Raw genomic sequence first — 17,188 nt, forward strand, 5'->3', positions numbered from 1 at the left:
AATGGTATTCTGCCCGCAACTCTTAAGGACATCTATTTCCGGAGCGGTACGGCGGATTCTGGTGAGAAATTTATACTTGAACTCTTTGTTCCGACTCACTCTGGTGCTAATGCTGTTCCTTATGGTGGGCCCGGCGATGGCAGGCGCGCTCACGGAGACAGATAAATCGGTACGTTCGATTGTCTCAGGCATAGTGAGCTATACGCGATGGCCGTCGCTTTCCGGTCAGCCTAAGCTCTGTATTTACGCCACTTCTCACTATACGCACGCGCTCAGCGGCGACCAGGGGAATAACGAGTTACCCTATACCCCCGTTATTGTACGTAACGATCGGGAAGCCCTGGCCGCGACATGCGATGCTGTTTATTTCGGGACTGAACCACCTGCGAAACAACTTGAATTAATAAGTCAATATCAGGGCAGAGCATTGCTATTAATCTCAGAGCAAAATCCGGAATGTGTTATTGGCAGTGCCTTTTGCCTGATAATCGATCGTGGCCAGGTGCGGTTTTCCGTCAATCTGGATGCGTTGACACGCAGTGGCGTCAGGGTCAACCCGGATGTATTAATGCTTGCACGGAATAAGCAGCATGGATAAAGATTTCACCTCGACGCCACGTCCGACGTTTAAAAGAACGCTGAGGCGAAACAGCATGATAAGCGTCATCATCACGATGACGTTAATATGGCTGCTGCTCTGTTTTGCCTCGGTCGTAACATTAAAACAGTACGCGCAAAAAAATCTCGAATTAACCGGCGCCACAATGAGCCACAGCCTGGAAGCCTCGCTGGTTTTCAACGATTCACTGGCGGCCAACGAAACGCTCGCTGCGCTGGGTAAGCAGGGGCAGTTTGCCGTAGCAGAAGTCATCAACAGGCATAAAAAGCGCTTCGCCTACTGGTCCTGGAACCCGAAGGATAACAATGACACGCTGGGCGCGCTGGTGAGCCGCTGGCTTTTCCCCGTTCCGGTTGCACAGCCCATCATGCATAACGGCGTGGCAATCGGCGAAATTCGCCTTACCGCGCGTGACAGTCTGATCGGTCATTTTATCTGGATGTCGTTTGCCGTCCTCACCGGCTGTATTCTTTTTGCAACCGTCGTCGCGCTTACTATTACCCACTCTCTGCACCGCGGCATGGTAACGGCGCTGCAAAATATCACTGACGTTGTGCATGACGTGCGCACAAACCGCAACTTCTCCCGCCGGGTGAAAGATGGCCGTATCGAAGAATTTCACCAGTTTGGTGAAGACTTCAACAGCCTGCTGGATGAGATGGAGGAGTGGCAGCTTAAGCTCCAGGCCAAAAACGCCCAGCTGCTGCGTACCGCAATGCACGACCCGCTCACCGGTCTTGCCAACCGTGCGGCGTTTCGTAACAGCATTGCGGCCTTAATGAACGACCCTTCAGCCAGAAAAAACTCGGCCCTGCTCTTCCTCGACGGTGACAATTTTAAATTTATCAACGACACCTGGGGACACGCGGCAGGAGACTGCGTATTGATTGAAGTCGCCAGCAGGATGATGGAGTTTGGCGATAAACGCCATCAATCCTACCGTCTTGGCGGTGACGAATTTGCCATGGTGCTCTACGGTGTGCATTCTGAGACTGAGGTTCAACACATTTGTGCTGCGCTAGCGCAACAGTTTATCCGTCCGTTTGATCTGCATAACGGACAAAAAGCATCGATGTCACTCAGCATTGGCTTTGCTCTGGCGTGGGAAAATGCGTCCGTTGAAGCATTACTGGAGAAAGCCGACCGCAATATGTACCAGGTTAAAAACCAGCGTACAAAAACAATAAGTTAGAAAGGAAATGCTATGTTAAAACGATATTTCGCGCCGTTAGTTATGGCCTCACTGGTTCTGGCTGGCTGCCAGTCGCCGCCCCAGGGCAAATTCACACCTGAACAAATCGCGGCGATGAAGTCATACGGTTTTAACGAACTGAACGGCGACTGGTCTTTGGGGCTGTCGGATACCATCCTCTTTGATAAAAATGACGCCAGGCTGCGCCCGGACAGTGAAGCACAGATCCAATCCATGGCCTCTCGCCTGGCGAAAACTGGCCTGAATCACGCGCGAATGGACGGTCATACGGATAACTACGGTGAAGAAAGTTACAACGAAGCACTGTCGTTAAAACGCGCCGATGCCGTTGCCGACGCGTGGGCGAAGGGAGCGAATATCCCGCGCACTAATCTCACCACCCAGGGATTAGGAAAAAAATACCCGATTGCGAGCAATAGTACTGCACAAGGGCGTGCTGAAAACCGCCGTGTGTCAGTGATTATCAGCACGCCATAGGATTATTTAGCGGATGATTCGGTGAGCGACACGCCTGTTGCCGCTCGCCAGCGCAGCCAGTCAATCAGAACAAACAGTGTCAGACTCACGCCCATCACCGGCAAAGCCAGCCCCAGCAGTACGCTGATTATCACCGTAACGCCTCTTCCCCACCTTGACAGCGCAAGCCAGCTCTGAGAGAGCGTCTGCACCGGATTCATTGCAGATCGCGCCGGACGACGCATCCACCACATCCGGTATCCCCAGATGATGAGCACGCACAGGGCAAGGCCGAAGGCTACGAGCAGCAGCTGATTCACCAGCCCGAATAAGATCCCCATATGGAAATCCACGCCCCAGCGGGTCAGTTTTGCCATGAGCGGGAAATCTTCAAATCGGGTTCTGTCCAGGACCTGCATCGTACCGGGATCAACCGCAACGGCGTCCACCTGAGTCGGCCAGCTGCGGTCGATTTCCGTCACTGTCCATGCGCGATCCATCGTTTTCGCCGGGCGGATCTCCAGCCTGTTGGCATCAATTCCCGCCTTACGCGCCGCGCTTAACACGCCATCAAACTGCGCCAGATCCATCGCCATTTCAGGCATCACCATTCCGCCATGGTGACCACGGTGTTCGGCGTGCTCATCCACGTTCTCCGGCACGCCGGAAAGCGCCGTATTTACCTGCGGAGTTAGCCAGTTCATCTCAGCGCGCAGCTTATCAACGTTTCCCCCCGCCCACTGGGACCAGGTCAGGCCGGTTGCAGAGAAGAGCAGCATGCCCCCTAGTAATATCCAGCCGAGCGTCACATGCACCCGACGACGGTTCTGGAAGGAATTGTTAATCCGGCGTTTTGGTCGGGTATAAAACCACAGAGCAATCCCTCCCAGCGCGGCAACCCACATCCAGGAGGCGGCCAGTTCGCTATACAGTCGCCCGACATCGCCCAGCATCAGAGAGGTATGCAGATAATCAATGGTCTGACGCAGCGGTAAAATCCCGCTGGTGCCGTATACCGTCATATCCCCCAGCACCGCCAGGCTTACCGGATCGATAAAGATCGCCCGGTTTTCCGAGGGCCCCAGCGTCGGGTCAGCAAACATCACGCGGGTGGTTTCGCCTTCAACCAGCCCCGGACGAACGGCGTGCAAACGCAAATCTGAGCCAATGGCTTTTTCCGCCACGGTGATTTGTTCCGCCAGCGGCTTCGGCTCGCCCACGGAATCCGTATGGATCGCGTGCCGGTAGAGCGCATTCTCGAGCTGCGGGGTCGCCACGTACAGCGTACCGGTCAGCGCGGCGAAGAAGATAAACGGGCCGACAAACAGCCCGACGTAGAAATGGAGGCGACGCAGCAGGTTTCCCCATGCCGCGCGCGGCGTGCAGGTAGTCATACTTTTCCTTTTTAAGGCAAAAAGTTATCGATTTAGTTTTTAAAGGGAAAAAGCAGACTGCCGCGGCGGCGCGCGGGTATCGGGGTAAAGCCAGGGGAAAAAGTGCCAGTGGCTGACCGCCTGACGCGGCGGCTTAACGCGAAGCCTCTGCAGCACTACGCTGAGCAGAACGATCAGCGCCAGTATCACGCCCGGGACATGCGCTAACAGCACACAATAGCCACAGGCTTCAGCATGGTCGACAGGCATCGTGTGCGGCACATCGCTATGGTTCTCGTCCATCGACATCATACTCATGTCATGATGCATGCCCGGCATAGCGCTCATAGGGTCTTTCTGCAGCGAGACGGAGATAAGCGGCGCCACCACGATCAGCAGGATCGCAAACAGCGCGGTCAATGCCGCTGCGCGTTTCCTGTCAGGCTGATGCAGTACGTTATCCACTTCCCCTCCATTCAAGAGGCAAGCATTGTAAATGATTTATGACGAAAGGGTTAACGCGATAGGTGCGATAGGATAAAAAAAGGGCCAGCCTTTCGGCCAGCCCTTTCTAACAGGATGTCGCTTAAGCGAATCTTAGTTCAGACGCTCTTTAATACGAGCAGACTTACCAGTACGCTCACGCAGGTAGTACAGTTTAGCTTTACGTACAGCACCACGACGTTTAACAGCAATGCTGTCAACTACCGGAGAGTGAGTCTGGAAGACACGCTCAACGCCTTCGCCGTTGGAAATTTTACGAACAGTGAATGCAGAGTGCAGACCGCGGTTACGAATAGCGATAACCACGCCCTCGAATGCCTGCAGACGTTTTTTGGAACCTTCAACAACCCATACTTTCACTTCCACGGTGTCACCTGGACGGAAGGAAGGTACGTCCTGCTTCATCTGCTCTTGTTCAAGTTGCTTAATAATGTTGCTCATAATTTAATCTCTTATCCTGGGTAAACTGATATTCGGGAGCGTATTACGCATTCCCATCATGTTCATGCTGCTGTTGCGCGTGTTCAGTTTTGAACTCGGCCAGCAACTTTGCTTGCTCTTCAGTCAGAGCCAGGTTTTCCAGAAGTTCAGGTCTTCTAAGCCAGGTTCGGCCCAGCGACTGCTTCAAACGCCAGCGACGTATCTCGGCATGGTTTCCAGACAGTAACACCGCCGGTACTTCCATCCCTTCTAACACTTCAGGACGAGTATAGTGTGGACAGTCCAGCAATCCATCGGCAAAAGAATCTTCCGTTGCCGAAGCTTCATGGCCCAGAACCCCCGGAATGAACCGGGCGACGGAGTCAATCAGCGTCATTGCGGGTAACTCACCACCGCTGAGAACGTAATCGCCGATAGACCATTCTTCGTCAATCTCGGTTTGAATTACGCGCTCATCTATCCCTTCGTAGCGTCCACAGACCAGAATCAGCTTTTGATTCGTCGCCAGTTCGCTCACGCCCGCTTGATCAAGCTTGCGTCCCTGAGGTGACAGATAAATCACCTTCGCGCCTTCACCTGCCGCGGCTTTTGCTGTGTGAATAGCGTCCCGTAAGGGTTGCACCATCATTAGCATCCCCGGTCCGCCGCCGTAAGGACGATCGTCCACGGTACGGTGCCGGTCATGAGTAAAGTCACGAGGACTCCAGCTCTGGATGCTCAGCAGGCCATTCTTTACTGCCCGGCCAGTTACCCCGTAATCGGTAATCGCGCGGAACATTTCAGGAAACAGGCTAATTATGCCAATCCACATAGCGCCGTCTTTTACCGTTTATCCGGAGAATTTAAAAACCAGGATCCCAATCTACTTCAATGGTTTGAGTAGTGAGATCGACTTTCTTGATAACCTGTCCATCGAGGAACGGAACCAACCGCTCCTTGATGCCAAATGCATCTTTCAGGTTTGCCTTAATGACAAGAACGTCATTTGACCCGGTTTCCATCATATCGATGACTTTCCCCAGGCTGTAACCTTCAGTGGTGACTACCTGGCAGCCCATAAGGTCTTTCCAGTAATAGTCGCCCTCTTCCAGCTGTGGCAACTGCGACGAATCCACGACAATTTCACAATTAGTCAGCGCATTCGCGGCATCACGATCGTCAATGCCTTTCAGCTTGATGATGATGTCCTGATTGTGGTGACGCCAGCTTTCCAGCTCGACCTCTTCCCACTTACCGGCTTTCTGGATGAACCAGGGCTGGTAATCAAAAATGCTATCAGCGTCTTCAGTGGAGGAAAACACTCTGAGCCAACCACGGATACCGTAGCAAGAACCCATTTTTCCCAATACGATCGGTTCAACAGGTGCTTTATTGCTCATCATGACCACCGTGACAGATTAAGCTGCTTTGTTTGCTGCTTTGATCAGCGTAGCAACGCGATCGGAAACAGTAGCGCCCTGGCCAACCCAGTGAGCGATACGATCCAGATCCAGACGGGTTTCTTCTTCTGCGCCAGAGGCCAGTGGGTTGAAGAAACCAACGCGCTCGATGAAGCGACCGTTGCGTGCATTACGGCTGTCAGTCACAACAACCTGGTAGAACGGACGCTTTTTAGCGCCGTGACGTGCTAAACGAATAGTTACCATAACATCCTCTTGTGTGAATAAAACAACCGGGCCCCATCGAGGAACGGAGCCCGGGTGTCATATTAAAAGCCCGAAAATTTTACTCATTTTCGGGCAAAAAGCAATCTCAAAAGCGATTAACGCCCTGGAAAACCGGGAGGCATCATCCCTTTCATGCCGCGCATCATCTTCGCCATACCGCCTTTCTTCATTTTCTTCATCATGCGCTGCATGTCGTCGAATTGTTTCAGAAGACGATTAACGTCCTGCACCTGCATGCCGCAACCGGCTGCGATACGACGTTTACGGGAACCTTTGATGATGTCCGGGTTAGCGCGCTCTTTCAGCGTCATCGAGTTGATGATCGCCTCCATACGCACCAGCACCTTGTCATCCATCTGCGCTTTCACGTTGTCTGGGATCTGGCCCATGCCCGGCAGTTTGCCCATCAGGCTTGCCATGCCGCCCATGTTTTTCATCTGACGCAGCTGCTCAAGGAAGTCGGTCAGATCGAAACCGTCGCCTTTTTTCAGCTTGCTGGCCAGCTTCTCGGCCTGCGCGCGGTCAACCTTGCTCTCGATATCTTCGATCAGCGACAGCACGTCACCCATGCCGAGGATACGGGATGCGATACGGTCCGGGTGGAACGGCTCCAGCGCTTCAGTTTTCTCGCCCACGCCGAGGAATTTAATCGGCTTACCGGTGATGTGACGAATGGAGAGCGCCGCACCGCCGCGGGCGTCACCGTCCACTTTGGTCAGCACCACGCCGGTTAACGGCAGCGCTTCGTTAAACGCTTTCGCGGTATTCGCCGCATCCTGACCGGTCATGGCATCGACAACGAACAGGGTCTCTACCGGGTTGATAGAGGCATGCACCTGTTTGATCTCGTCCATCATCGCTTCGTCAACGTGCAGACGACCGGCGGTATCCACCAGCAGCACGTCGTAGAACTTCAGCTTCGCTTCTTTCAGCGCGGCGTTAACGATGTCGACAGGCTTCTGGGCAACGTCGGACGGGAAGAAATCCACGCCGACCTGCTCGGCCAGGGTTTCCAGCTGCTTGATCGCCGCCGGGCGATAGACGTCCGCAGAGACCACCAGCACTTTCTTCTTGTGCTTTTCACGCAGGAATTTACCCAGTTTCCCGACGCTGGTAGTTTTACCCGCCCCCTGCAGGCCCGCCATCAGCACCACGGCCGGCGGCTGAGCGGCCAGGTTAAGCACCTGGTTCTCTTCGCCCATCGCCGAAACCAGTTCGTTACGAACGATTTTGACGAACTCCTGACCCGGGGTCAGGCTCTTGTTAACTTCATGACCAACCGCCTTCTCTTTTACGCGGTTGATAAAATCACGAACAACCGGCAACGCCACGTCTGCTTCCAGCAGCGCCATGCGCACTTCGCGCAGCGTTTCCTTGATGTTCTCTTCAGTAAGGCGTCCGCGGCCGCTGATGTTGCGCAGCGTGCGCGACAAACGATCGGTTAAATTATCAAACATTGTCTCTCGCCTGAGTAGAAACGTTGGGTCGCATTGAGCGACACATACACAGAATTTTGCCGGAGTATAACATGAAGGCGCCTTTGTTGTTATGCAACGGTTGGAGCAGGCGTCACGTAACGTTATACTGCTTCTCTTTCTTATTAAGACAACTGTCGATGCCTATATGCCTGTTTTCGCACTGATCGCCCTTGTTGCCTACTCTGTCAGCCTCGCGCTGATTATTCCCGGACTGCTGCAAAAAAACAGCGGCTGGCGGCGCATGGCTATTCTTTCGGCGGTCATTGCACTGATAAGCCACGCGTTTGCGCTGGAATCACGCATTATTCCCGGCGACGGCAGCGTGCAAAACCTGAGCGTCCTCAACGTCGGCTCGCTGGTCAGCCTGATGATCTGTACGGTAATGACTATCGTCGCGTCTAAAAATCGCGGCTGGCTGCTGCTGCCGATTGTCTATACCTTCGCGCTGATCAATCTGGCCCTCGCCACCTTTATGCCTAATGAATTCATTACGCATCTGGAGGCGACGCCGGGGATGCTGGTGCATATCGGCCTGTCGCTGTTTGCCTACGCGACGCTGATTATCGCCGCGCTTTACGCCATGCAGCTCGCCTGGATTGACTACCAACTGAAAAACAAAAGGCTGGCGTTCAACCATGAAATGCCTCCGCTGATGGTCATTGAGCGTAAGATGTTCCACATCACGCAGATAGGCGTGGTGCTGCTGACGCTCACGCTCTGCACGGGCCTGTTTTACATGAAGAACCTGTTCAGCGTGGAGAATATCGATAAAGCAGTGCTCTCCATCATCGCGTGGTTTGTCTATATTGTCCTGTTGTGGGGCCATTACCATGAAGGCTGGCGCGGTCGTCGCGTCGTCTGGTTCAACGTCGCGGGTGCGGGCATTCTCACCCTTGCCTATTTTGGCAGCCGCTTCATACAGCAATTTGCTGGCTAAGTAACAAAAGGAGTTCCCCCTGGAACACATCTCTACCACCACGCTGATCGTTATCCTGATCGTCATGGTGGTCATCTCCGCCTATTTCTCCGGCTCGGAAACCGGCATGATGACCTTAAACCGTTACCGGTTGCGTCATCGTGCTAAACAGGGTAACCGTGCCGCCCGTCGCGTTGAAAAACTGCTCCGCAAACCGGATCAGCTGATAAGCCTGGTGCTTATCGGCAACAACCTTGTCAACATTCTGGCCTCAGCCCTCGGCACCATCGTTGGGATGCGTCTGTACGGCAACGCCGGGGTGGCGATTGCCACCGGCGTGCTGACGTTTGTGGTGCTGGTGTTTGCCGAAGTACTGCCAAAAACTATCGCCGCGCTTTACCCGGAAAAGGTGGCCTACCCGAGCAGCTTCCTGCTGGCGCCGCTGCAGATCCTGATGATGCCGCTGGTCTGGCTGCTGAACATGGTGACGCGTGTTTTGATGCGGATGGTGGGAATCAAAGCGGACGTCACTATCAGCAGCGCGCTCAGCAAAGAAGAGCTGCGCACCATTGTGAACGAATCCCGCTCGCAGATCTCCCGGCGCAATCAGGATATGCTCCTGTCGGTGCTGGATCTGGAAAAGGTGAGCGTGAACGACATCATGGTGCCGCGTAACGAAATCGTCGGTATCGACATTAACGACGACTGGAAAGCCATTGTCCGCCAGCTGACGCACTCCCCGCACGGGCGCATCGTGCTGTATCGCGACTCGCTGGATGACGCCATCAGCATGCTGCGCGTGCGCGAAGCCTACCGTCTGATGACCGAGAAAAAAGAGTTCACCAAAGAGGTGATGCTGCGCGCCGCCGACGAGATTTACTACGTGCCGGAAGGAACACCGCTCAGCACGCAGTTGGTGAAATTCCAGCGCAACAAGAAGAAGGTCGGCCTGGTGGTCAACGAGTACGGCGATATTCAGGGGCTGGTGACGGTCGAAGATATTCTGGAAGAGATTGTTGGGGACTTTACTACGTCAATGTCGCCTTCCCTCGCGGAAGAGGTCACCCCGCAAAACGACGGTTCGGTGCTGATTGACGGTAGCGCGAACATTCGGGAACTCAACAAAGCCTTTAACTGGCATTTGCCGGAAGATGAAGCTCGTACCATGAACGGGATGATTCTGGAAGCGCTGGAAGAGATCCCGGCGGCGGGCACGCGGGTGCGCATTGAGCAGTACGATATTGATATCCTGGACGTGCAGGACAATATGATTAAGCAGGTGAAGGTGCTGCCCGTCACGCCACTTCGGGAAAGTATTGCCGAATAAAACGTAGGCCGGGTAAGGCGAATGCCGCCACCCGGCACTACAGGTAGCAAATTACGCTTTCGCTTTCGCGACGGTCACCATCGCAGCGCGAATGGTACGGCCGTTCAGGGTGTAACCTTTCTGCATCACGCCCAGCACTTTACCGGCTTCAATCTCTTCAGATTCAACCATCGCGATGGCCTGGTGAACGTTTGGATCCAGCGGCACATCGGTATCCGCAATCACTTCCACGCCAAACTTACGCACCACGTCGAGCATGGATTTCAGCGTCAGTTCGATACCTTCGATCATCGCCGCGTTGTCCGGATTCGCTTTGTCAGCCACTTCCAGCGCGCGATCGAGGCTATCGATCACCGGCAGCAGTTCGTTGACGAATTTCTCCAGCGCAAATTTATGCGCTTTCTCAACGTCCTGCTCGGTACGACGACGCAGATTTTCCATTTCCGCCTTGATGCGCAGAACGGTGTCGCGTTCGCGATTCTGTGCTTCTACCAGTTGGGCTTCCAGATTCGCAATTTTTTCATCGCGCGGGTCCACCTGCTCAGCAGATGCGTCTGGCTCTACAGCCTCAACCTCATCGTGCTGTTCCGTGATAATTTCTTCAGGGGCTTGCCCCTCAGGCGTTTTCTGTTCTTTACTACTCATGAATTTCTCCGCGTTTTTCTGCATTCATCTCGCTAACTTCGCTTATTATGGGGATCAGTTTCCTGGATTCAAGGGAACAAGAGAGATTGTCATCATTCATCAGGCACAAGGACCTCCAGAAAATGAATAATCATTTCAGGTGTATTGGGATCGTCGGGCATCCGCGTCACCCTACCGCATTGACGACACATGAAATGTTGTATCGCTGGTTGTGTAGCAAAGGCTATGAAGTGATGGTCGAGCAGCAGATTGCGCAGGAACTGCAGCTGAAGAGCGTCAAAACCGGCACGCTGGCGGAAATTGGCCAACAGGCCGATCTCGCCGTGGTGGTGGGCGGCGACGGCAATATGCTCGGCGCGGCACGCACGCTGGCGCGTTATGACATCAAGGTCATCGGTATCAACCGCGGCAATCTCGGCTTTTTAACCGACCTCGACCCGGACAATGCGCAACAGCAGCTGGCCGACGTGCTGGAAGGTCACTATATCAGTGAAAAACGTTTCTTACTGGAAGCGCAGGTGTGCCAGCAGGACTGTCAGAAGCGCATCAGCACCGCGATTAACGAGGTGGTGCTTCACCCCGGTAAAGTGGCGCACATGATTGAGTTCGAAGTTTATATCGATGAAATCTTTGCCTTCTCCCAGCGTTCTGACGGACTGATTATCTCCACGCCAACCGGCTCAACCGCCTACTCGCTTTCTGCGGGCGGCCCTATCCTGACGCCCTCTCTTGATGCCATCACCCTGGTACCGATGTTCCCGCACACGCTCTCCGCCCGCCCGCTGGTGATTAACGGAGACAGCACGATACGTCTGCGCTTCTCGCACCGCCGTAACGACCTGGAGATCAGCTGCGACAGCCAGATCGCGCTGCCGATCCAGGAAGGTGAAGATGTTCTTATTCGCCGGTGTGATTACCACCTGAATTTGATTCACCCGAAAGATTACAGCTATTTCAACACATTAAGCTCGAAGCTTGGCTGGTCAAAAAAATTGTTCTGATTTTGCATCCAGGACTTTACTGTATAAAAAACCAGTTTATACTGTATGAAAACACAGTTATGGTTTTTCATACAGGAAAACAATTATGCTGGCACAACTGACCATCAGCAACTTTGCCATTGTTCGTGAGCTTGAGATCGATTTCCACAGCGGCATGACGGCGATCACCGGGGAAACCGGTGCGGGTAAATCCATTGCCATTGATGCCCTCGGCTTGTGCCTTGGCGGCCGTGCAGAGGGCGACATGGTGCGCATGGGCGCAAACCGTGCCGATCTGTGCGCGCGTTTCTCTCTGAAAGACACCCCTGCGGCCCAGCGCTGGCTGGAACAGAATCAGCTCGAAGATGGACGTGAGTGTTTACTTCGCCGCGTGATCAGCAGCGACGGACGCTCACGTGGCTTTATCAACGGCACGGCGGTCCCGCTCTCCCAGCTCCGCGAACTCGGCCAGCTGCTTATCCAGATCCACGGTCAGCATGCGCATCAGCAACTCGTCAAACCAGAACAGCAGAAAGCCCTGCTTGATGGCTATGCGGGTGAGTATGCGCTTACTCAACTCATGGCGGAGCACTACCGCCTGTGGCATCAGAGCTGCCGCGAGCTCGCTCAGCACCAGCAGCAAAGCCAGGAGCGCGCCGCACGTGCGGAGCTACTGGCGTATCAGCTAAAAGAGCTGAACGAATTCAACCCGCAGGCGGGTGAGTTTGAGCAAATCGACGAAGAGTACAAGCGCCTGGCCAACAGCGGCCACCTGCTCTCAACCAGCCAGAATGCCCTCAACATGCTGGCAGATGGCGAAGACGTGAATCTCCAAAGCCAGCTGTATAATGTCCGTCAACTGGTCACCGAGCTGGCCGGCATGGACAGCAAGCTTTCTGGCGTGCTGGATATGCTGGAAGAGGCCGCGATTCAAATCTCTGAAGCCAGTGACGAACTGCGTCATTACTGTGAGCGGCTGGACCTCGACCCGAACCGTCTGTTTGAGCTGGAGCAGCGCCTTTCCCGTCAGATCTCACTGGCGCGCAAGCACCATGTCACGCCGGAAGAACTGCCAGGCTACTATCAGTCTCTGCTGGAAGAACAGCAGCAGCTTGACGATCAGGCTGATTCGCAGGAAACCCTCTCTCTGGCCGTTAACCTGCATCATCAGCAGGCGCTGACCACGGCGAAAAAACTGCATGAGATCCGCCAGCATTACGCTCAGGAGCTCGGCCAGCACATCACCGATAGCATGCACACGCTGGCGATGCCGCACGGCTTCTTCACCATTGATGTCCGTTTTGAAGAGAACCACCTGACGGCAGAAGGAGCGGATCGCATCGAGTTCCGCGTCACTACCAACCCGGGGCAGCCGCTGCAGGCAATCTCCAAAGTGGCATCCGGCGGTGAACTGTCGCGTATTGCGCTGGCGATTCAGGTGATTACCGCGCGTAAAATGGAAACCCCGGCGCTGATTTTCGATGAAGTGGATGTCGGCATCAGCGGCCCAACGGCGGCGGTGGTAGGTAAACTGCTGCGCCAGCTAGGTGAGTCAACGCAGGTAATGTGTGTCACCCACCTGCCGCAGGTCGCGGGCTGCGGTCATCATCACTTCATCGTCAGTAAAGAAACCGACGGCGAAATGACCGAAACGCACATGAAGCCGCTGGATAAACGTGCGCGTCTGCAGGAGCTGGCACGCCTGCTCGGCGGCAGCGAAGTCACGCGTAATACCCTCGCGAACGCGAAAGAACTGCTGGCGGCATAAACTTTTTCGGGATCTCAGGGTCATACAGAACAACAAAAACGCCGCCAGACCGGTTTCAAAGTGGGGCAAGGTCTATTATCATCGGCATATTACATATGAGCCGCGTTCTGCTCGGGCCCGAAAAGGAATCAAATCACTATGCGTTGTAAAATGCTGACCGCTGCCGCAGCGGTTCTTCTGATGTTGACCGCAGGCTGTTCCACTCTGGAGAAAGTGGTTTACCGTCCTGACATCAACCAGGGGAACTACCTTACCCCTAACGATGTGTCCAAAATCCGTGTGGGGATGACACAACAGCAGGTCGCTTATACACTGGGAACCCCGATGATGACCGATCCATTCGGCACTAATACCTGGTTCTATGTATTCCGTCAGAAGCCGGGTCATGAAGATGCGACCCAGCAGACCCTGACGCTGACCTTCAGCAGCACCGGCGTGTTGACCAACATCGACAACAAGCCTGCCCTGACCAAATAATCAGAAGCCAGAAATGCAAAAAGGTGCTCATTGAGCACCTTTTTTGTATTTCTTTTATCCCCTCGCCCCTTTGGGGAGAGGGTCAGGTTGAGGGGAAAACACGCTACTTACTCGCTTTCTCCGCACGCTGGCGACGCAGCTCTTTCGGGTCGGCGATCAGCGGACGATAAATCTCCACCCGGTCTCCCTCTTTCAGCACGTCGCCAAGCTTCACCGGACGGCTGTATATCCCAACCTTATTCTTCGCCAGGTCGATATCGCTACGAAGCTCAAGGATACCGGACGCGAGGATAGCCGCTTCTACGGTTGCCCCCTCTTCCAGCGTCACGCGCTGCAGATACTGCTTATCCGGCAGCGCGTATACCACTTCAACAGCGATCTTATGCGACACTGTAAACCTCTTTGGCGCGGGTGGTGAACGCCTGAACCATATTCGACGCCAGCTCTTTAAAGATGCGGCCAAACGCCAGCTCAATCAGCTTATTGGTGAACTCAAAGTCCAGATGGAACTCAATGCGGCAGGCATCAGCGCTCAGAGGTGTGAACTTCCAGCCCCCCATCAGCGTTTTAAACGGGCCATCCACCAGATGCATCAAAATACTCTGATTGTTGGTCAGCGTATTGCGGGTGGTGAACGTCTTGCTGATCCCCGCTTTGGAGACATCCACCGCCGCAGTCATCTGCGTCGGGCCAGACTCCAGAACGCGGCTCCCGGTACATCCCGGAATAAACTCTGGATAAGACTGAACATCGTTCACTAACTGATACATTTGTTCCGCGCTGTAAGGCACAAGCGCAGTACGGCTAATCTGAGGCATAGCATTTTCCATGGTCACACAACGGACAAATAATAACATTTATCACCTGTTAAAAAAACGCTAAGGCTCATCTCGTGCTAAGATAGCGCGTTAGACCTCACAGGACGCAATGAGGTGACTTTTTGAAATCAGATTACCGACGGCTTTACGACACTTATGACGAAGAAAAAAGCACATAAACCAGGCTCGGCGACCATTGCGCTCAACAAGCGTGCTCGCCACGAGTATTTCATTGAAGAAGAATTCGAAGCTGGCCTTGCGTTGCAGGGCTGGGAAGTAAAATCGCTGCGCGCCGGGAAAGCCAACATCGGCGACAGCTACGTGATTCTTAAAGATGGCGAAGCCTTCCTGTTCGGCGCGAACTTTACGCCGCTGACCGTCGCCTCGTCACACTACGTATGTGACCCAACGCGCACCCGCAAGCTGCTGCTGAACAAGCGTGAGCTGGAATCCCTCTACGGACGCATCAACCGTGAAGGTTTCACCGTGGTCGCCCTGTCGCTGTACTGGAAAAACGCCTGGTGCAAAGTGAAAGTTGGCGTCGCGAAAGGTAAAAAACAGCACGATAAACGTACTGACCTGAAAGAGCGCGAGTGGCAGTTGGATAAAGCGCGCATCATGAAAAACGCAGGACGTTGATTCTGCACACTTATTGTACTATTCAATAAGTTAGCGTTCCGGGCTGGTATCCAGGAAGTGAAATCTGGTATACTCAGTTCAACACTATTGGGGCTGATTCTGGATTCGACGGGATTTGCGAAACCCAAGGTGCATGCCGAGGGGCGGTTTGCCTCGTTAAAAGCCGCAAAAAAATAGTCGCAAACGACGAAAACTACGCTTTAGCAGCTTAATAACCTGCTCTGAGCCCTCTCTCCCTAGCTTCCGCTCTTAAGACGGGGATCAAAGAGAGGTCAAACCCAAAAGAGATCGCGTGGAAGCCCTGCCTGGGGTTGAAGCGTTAAAACTAATCAGGCTAGTTCGTTAGTGGCGTGTCTGTCCGCAGCTGGCGTGCGAATGTAAAGACAAACTAAGCATGTAGTACCGAGGATGTAGAAATTTCGGACGCGGGTTCAACTCCCGCCAGCTCCACCAAACATTCATTCATGATGCATCATGAACCTTAAAAAAGCCTGTAACTTCAACGAGTTGCAGGCTTTTTTGTTGCATGTGTGGTCATGATCTCTGTATGAATCTTGAGCATTATGTATCTTGTTTTGTACCGCGTTGCCTGAACGCTAAAAAAACAAGGTGCAAAAACATGCCTAAGGTATTGAAATCCCTAACCAATACCGAGATCGCTGCCGCCAAACCGCAGAAGACTGAGTATATGCTGCGCGATGGCGACGGACTGGCGTTGTTGATTAAGCCATCCGGCAGAAAGATCTGGTACTTCGAATACGCTCCCCCGGCGCTGAAAAAACGGACCAAAATCAGCATTGGCCCCTACCCGGTAGTCACCCTCGCCATGGCGCGAGATTTCAGGTTGCAATACCGGCGTTTACTTGTGCAGGGCATCGACCCGCAGGCCCATCTGGAGCAGGTTGCAGAGGAGCAACGACTCCAGAATGAATGCACGCTGGAAAAAGTTGCGGAACAGTGGCTCAAAGAGAAAAAACGGACCAGCGATCTTAGCGAAGATCACGCCAAAGATGTCTGGCGCTCGCTGGAGATGCACGTCTTCCCTTCTCTGGGCAGTACGCCCGTCACCGAGATCCGCCCTAAGATGCTCAAGGAGCACCTCACACCGCTGGAAGAACAGGGTATCCTCGAAACGCTGCGCCGGGTTATCTCACGACTCAATGAAATCTTCCGCTTCGCCATCTCCGAAGAGCTCATCGAGTTCAATCCAGCTGACAACCTGGTCGCCCGCTTCAAGAAACCGAAAAAGCAGAATATGCCCGCCCTTCACCCCAGCGAACTGGGCAGGCTAATGCTGGCGCTACAGAGCGCCTCTATCCGCAAGGAAACTTGCTGCCTTATCGAATGGGAGCTACTGACCTGGGTTCGCCCCGGCGAAGCCGTTAGCGCCCGCTGGTGCGACATCGATATGAAAAAAGCGGAATGGCGTATCCCTGACACCTTTATGAAGATGAACCGTTCGCACACGGTGCCGCTCAGCAAACAAGCGCTGCGCGTTCTTCAGGTTATGGAACCAGTCAGCCGCCATCGCCCGTGGGTTTTCCCCAGCATCCGCAAACCCCTGGAGCATATGCACCAGCAGACCGCGAACGCCGCGCTTATCCGTATGGGGTTCGGCGGTGAACTGGTCGCCCACGGCATGCGCAGCATCGCCAGAACAGCGGGTGCAGGTCATTTTCCCCGTGAAGTACTGGAATCTGCGCTGGCACACCAGAAAGAAGACGAGATCGAAGCGGCCTACAACCGCAGCGACTATCTGGAACAAAGGCGACCACTGATGCAGTGGTGGGGAAACTACGTTGATGCCGCCAGACGGCAGGCATTGCTCGGTGAAGAAGAACCGCTGCGGATCGTGGAAGGAGAATAA

Annotated in this window: 20 protein-coding genes and 1 other RNA gene; 11 read left to right on the top strand and 10 right to left on the bottom strand. The window is 54.0% G+C overall.

What is annotated here, in order from left to right; translation table 11 throughout:
• The first annotated feature begins 136 nt into the window (after nucleotides 1-136).
• Genes yfiR through ACR42C_RS17210 form a run of 3 tightly spaced genes read left to right on the top strand, consistent with a single transcriptional unit; the run spans nucleotide 137 to nucleotide 2,309 of the window.
• The gene (gene yfiR / locus ACR42C_RS17200) at nucleotides 137-598 is read left to right on the top strand and encodes a regulatory sequestration protein YfiR (RefSeq protein ID WP_370552321.1); all 462 of its coding nucleotides are present in this window, start codon (nucleotides 137-139) and stop codon (nucleotides 596-598) included.
• Nucleotides 591-1,811, top strand: coding sequence for a diguanylate cyclase DgcN/YfiN (dgcN, locus tag ACR42C_RS17205; protein ID WP_316380197.1), 1,221 nt, complete (start codon nucleotides 591-593; stop codon nucleotides 1,809-1,811). Before yfiR ends, dgcN begins: the two co-directional genes overlap by 8 nt.
• A gap of 12 nt (nucleotides 1,812-1,823) precedes the next feature.
• The gene (locus ACR42C_RS17210; RefSeq protein ID WP_479984365.1) at nucleotides 1,824-2,309 is read left to right on the top strand and encodes an OmpA family protein; all 486 of its coding nucleotides are present in this window, start codon (nucleotides 1,824-1,826) and stop codon (nucleotides 2,307-2,309) included.
• Nucleotides 2,310-2,311: 2 nt separating this feature from the next.
• On the opposite strand, the gene ACR42C_RS17215 is transcribed toward ACR42C_RS17210, so the two are convergent.
• The 7 genes from ACR42C_RS17215 to ffh form a co-directional block, all read right to left on the bottom strand.
• The gene (locus ACR42C_RS17215) at nucleotides 2,312-3,682 is read right to left on the bottom strand and encodes a PepSY-associated TM helix domain-containing protein (RefSeq protein WP_479984366.1); all 1,371 of its coding nucleotides are present in this window, start codon (nucleotides 3,680-3,682) and stop codon (nucleotides 2,312-2,314) included.
• A 39-nt stretch (nucleotides 3,683-3,721) separates the two neighbouring features.
• Complete coding sequence (locus tag ACR42C_RS17220; RefSeq protein ID WP_479984367.1) at nucleotides 3,722-4,126, bottom strand: DUF2946 domain-containing protein; 405 nt, start codon at nucleotides 4,124-4,126, stop codon at nucleotides 3,722-3,724.
• Nucleotides 4,127-4,258: 132 nt separating this feature from the next.
• Entirely contained in the window at nucleotides 4,259-4,606 is a 348-nt protein-coding gene (gene rplS, locus ACR42C_RS17225; protein WP_002914145.1) for a 50S ribosomal protein L19, read from the bottom strand.
• Between the two features lie 43 nt (nucleotides 4,607-4,649).
• Nucleotides 4,650-5,417 carry a tRNA (guanosine(37)-N1)-methyltransferase TrmD gene (gene trmD, locus ACR42C_RS17230; protein WP_008502493.1) on the bottom strand — a complete coding sequence of 256 codons (768 nt, stop codon included), beginning with the start codon at nucleotides 5,415-5,417 and terminating at the stop codon, nucleotides 4,650-4,652.
• Between the two features lie 31 nt (nucleotides 5,418-5,448).
• The gene (rimM, locus tag ACR42C_RS17235) at nucleotides 5,449-5,988 is read right to left on the bottom strand and encodes a ribosome maturation factor RimM (protein WP_003863136.1); all 540 of its coding nucleotides are present in this window, start codon (nucleotides 5,986-5,988) and stop codon (nucleotides 5,449-5,451) included.
• Nucleotides 5,989-6,003: 15 nt separating this feature from the next.
• Complete coding sequence (rpsP, locus tag ACR42C_RS17240; protein WP_022649067.1) at nucleotides 6,004-6,252, bottom strand: 30S ribosomal protein S16; 249 nt, start codon at nucleotides 6,250-6,252, stop codon at nucleotides 6,004-6,006.
• 116 nt (nucleotides 6,253-6,368) lie between these two features.
• Nucleotides 6,369-7,730 carry a signal recognition particle protein gene (gene ffh, locus ACR42C_RS17245; RefSeq protein ID WP_014884878.1) on the bottom strand — a complete coding sequence of 454 codons (1,362 nt, stop codon included), beginning with the start codon at nucleotides 7,728-7,730 and terminating at the stop codon, nucleotides 6,369-6,371.
• A 166-nt stretch (nucleotides 7,731-7,896) separates the two neighbouring features.
• Here ffh and ACR42C_RS17250 point away from each other — a divergent pair, with 166 nt between their 5' ends.
• Nucleotides 7,897-8,688 (top strand): cytochrome C assembly family protein, encoded by a 792-nt coding sequence (locus ACR42C_RS17250; RefSeq protein ID WP_116343829.1) that lies wholly within the window; start codon nucleotides 7,897-7,899, stop codon nucleotides 8,686-8,688.
• A gap of 19 nt (nucleotides 8,689-8,707) precedes the next feature.
• Nucleotides 8,708-9,994 (top strand): HlyC/CorC family transporter, encoded by a 1,287-nt coding sequence (locus ACR42C_RS17255; RefSeq protein WP_166712724.1) that lies wholly within the window; start codon nucleotides 8,708-8,710, stop codon nucleotides 9,992-9,994.
• A gap of 51 nt (nucleotides 9,995-10,045) precedes the next feature.
• Here the strand turns inward: ACR42C_RS17255 and grpE are convergent, their stop codons facing one another.
• The gene (grpE, locus tag ACR42C_RS17260) at nucleotides 10,046-10,639 is read right to left on the bottom strand and encodes a nucleotide exchange factor GrpE (RefSeq protein ID WP_032644906.1); all 594 of its coding nucleotides are present in this window, start codon (nucleotides 10,637-10,639) and stop codon (nucleotides 10,046-10,048) included.
• 122 nt (nucleotides 10,640-10,761) lie between these two features.
• Here grpE and nadK point away from each other — a divergent pair, with 122 nt between their 5' ends.
• The 3 genes from nadK (at nucleotide 10,762) to bamE (ending at nucleotide 13,864) form a co-directional block, all read left to right on the top strand.
• Nucleotides 10,762-11,640, top strand: coding sequence for an NAD(+) kinase (nadK, locus tag ACR42C_RS17265; protein ID WP_008502500.1), 879 nt, complete (start codon nucleotides 10,762-10,764; stop codon nucleotides 11,638-11,640).
• A gap of 85 nt (nucleotides 11,641-11,725) precedes the next feature.
• The gene (gene recN / locus ACR42C_RS17270; RefSeq protein ID WP_316380193.1) at nucleotides 11,726-13,387 is read left to right on the top strand and encodes a DNA repair protein RecN; all 1,662 of its coding nucleotides are present in this window, start codon (nucleotides 11,726-11,728) and stop codon (nucleotides 13,385-13,387) included.
• Nucleotides 13,388-13,525: 138 nt separating this feature from the next.
• Nucleotides 13,526-13,864 carry an outer membrane protein assembly factor BamE gene (gene bamE, locus ACR42C_RS17275; RefSeq protein ID WP_316380192.1) on the top strand — a complete coding sequence of 113 codons (339 nt, stop codon included), beginning with the start codon at nucleotides 13,526-13,528 and terminating at the stop codon, nucleotides 13,862-13,864.
• A 103-nt stretch (nucleotides 13,865-13,967) separates the two neighbouring features.
• On the opposite strand, the gene ACR42C_RS17280 is transcribed toward bamE, so the two are convergent.
• On the bottom strand, nucleotides 13,968-14,255 hold the full coding sequence (locus ACR42C_RS17280; protein WP_316380191.1) for an RnfH family protein: 288 nt from the start codon (nucleotides 14,253-14,255) through the stop codon (nucleotides 13,968-13,970).
• Complete coding sequence (locus tag ACR42C_RS17285) at nucleotides 14,245-14,682, bottom strand: type II toxin-antitoxin system RatA family toxin (RefSeq protein ID WP_008502504.1); 438 nt, start codon at nucleotides 14,680-14,682, stop codon at nucleotides 14,245-14,247. Before ACR42C_RS17285 ends, ACR42C_RS17280 begins: the two co-directional genes overlap by 11 nt.
• A 156-nt stretch (nucleotides 14,683-14,838) precedes the next feature.
• On the opposite strand from ACR42C_RS17285, the gene smpB reads away from it, so the two are divergent.
• The 3 genes from smpB (at nucleotide 14,839) to ACR42C_RS17300 (ending at nucleotide 17,188) form a co-directional block, all read left to right on the top strand.
• Nucleotides 14,839-15,321, top strand: coding sequence for an SsrA-binding protein SmpB (smpB, locus tag ACR42C_RS17290; RefSeq protein ID WP_008502505.1), 483 nt, complete (start codon nucleotides 14,839-14,841; stop codon nucleotides 15,319-15,321).
• Nucleotides 15,322-15,410: 89 nt separating this feature from the next.
• Nucleotides 15,411-15,774, top strand: a transfer-messenger RNA (tmRNA) gene (gene ssrA / locus ACR42C_RS17295).
• 166 nt (nucleotides 15,775-15,940) lie between these two features.
• The gene (locus tag ACR42C_RS17300) at nucleotides 15,941-17,188 is read left to right on the top strand and encodes an integrase domain-containing protein (RefSeq protein WP_479984368.1); all 1,248 of its coding nucleotides are present in this window, start codon (nucleotides 15,941-15,943) and stop codon (nucleotides 17,186-17,188) included.

The organism is Enterobacter sp. MG-EB028 (assembly GCF_056673305.1).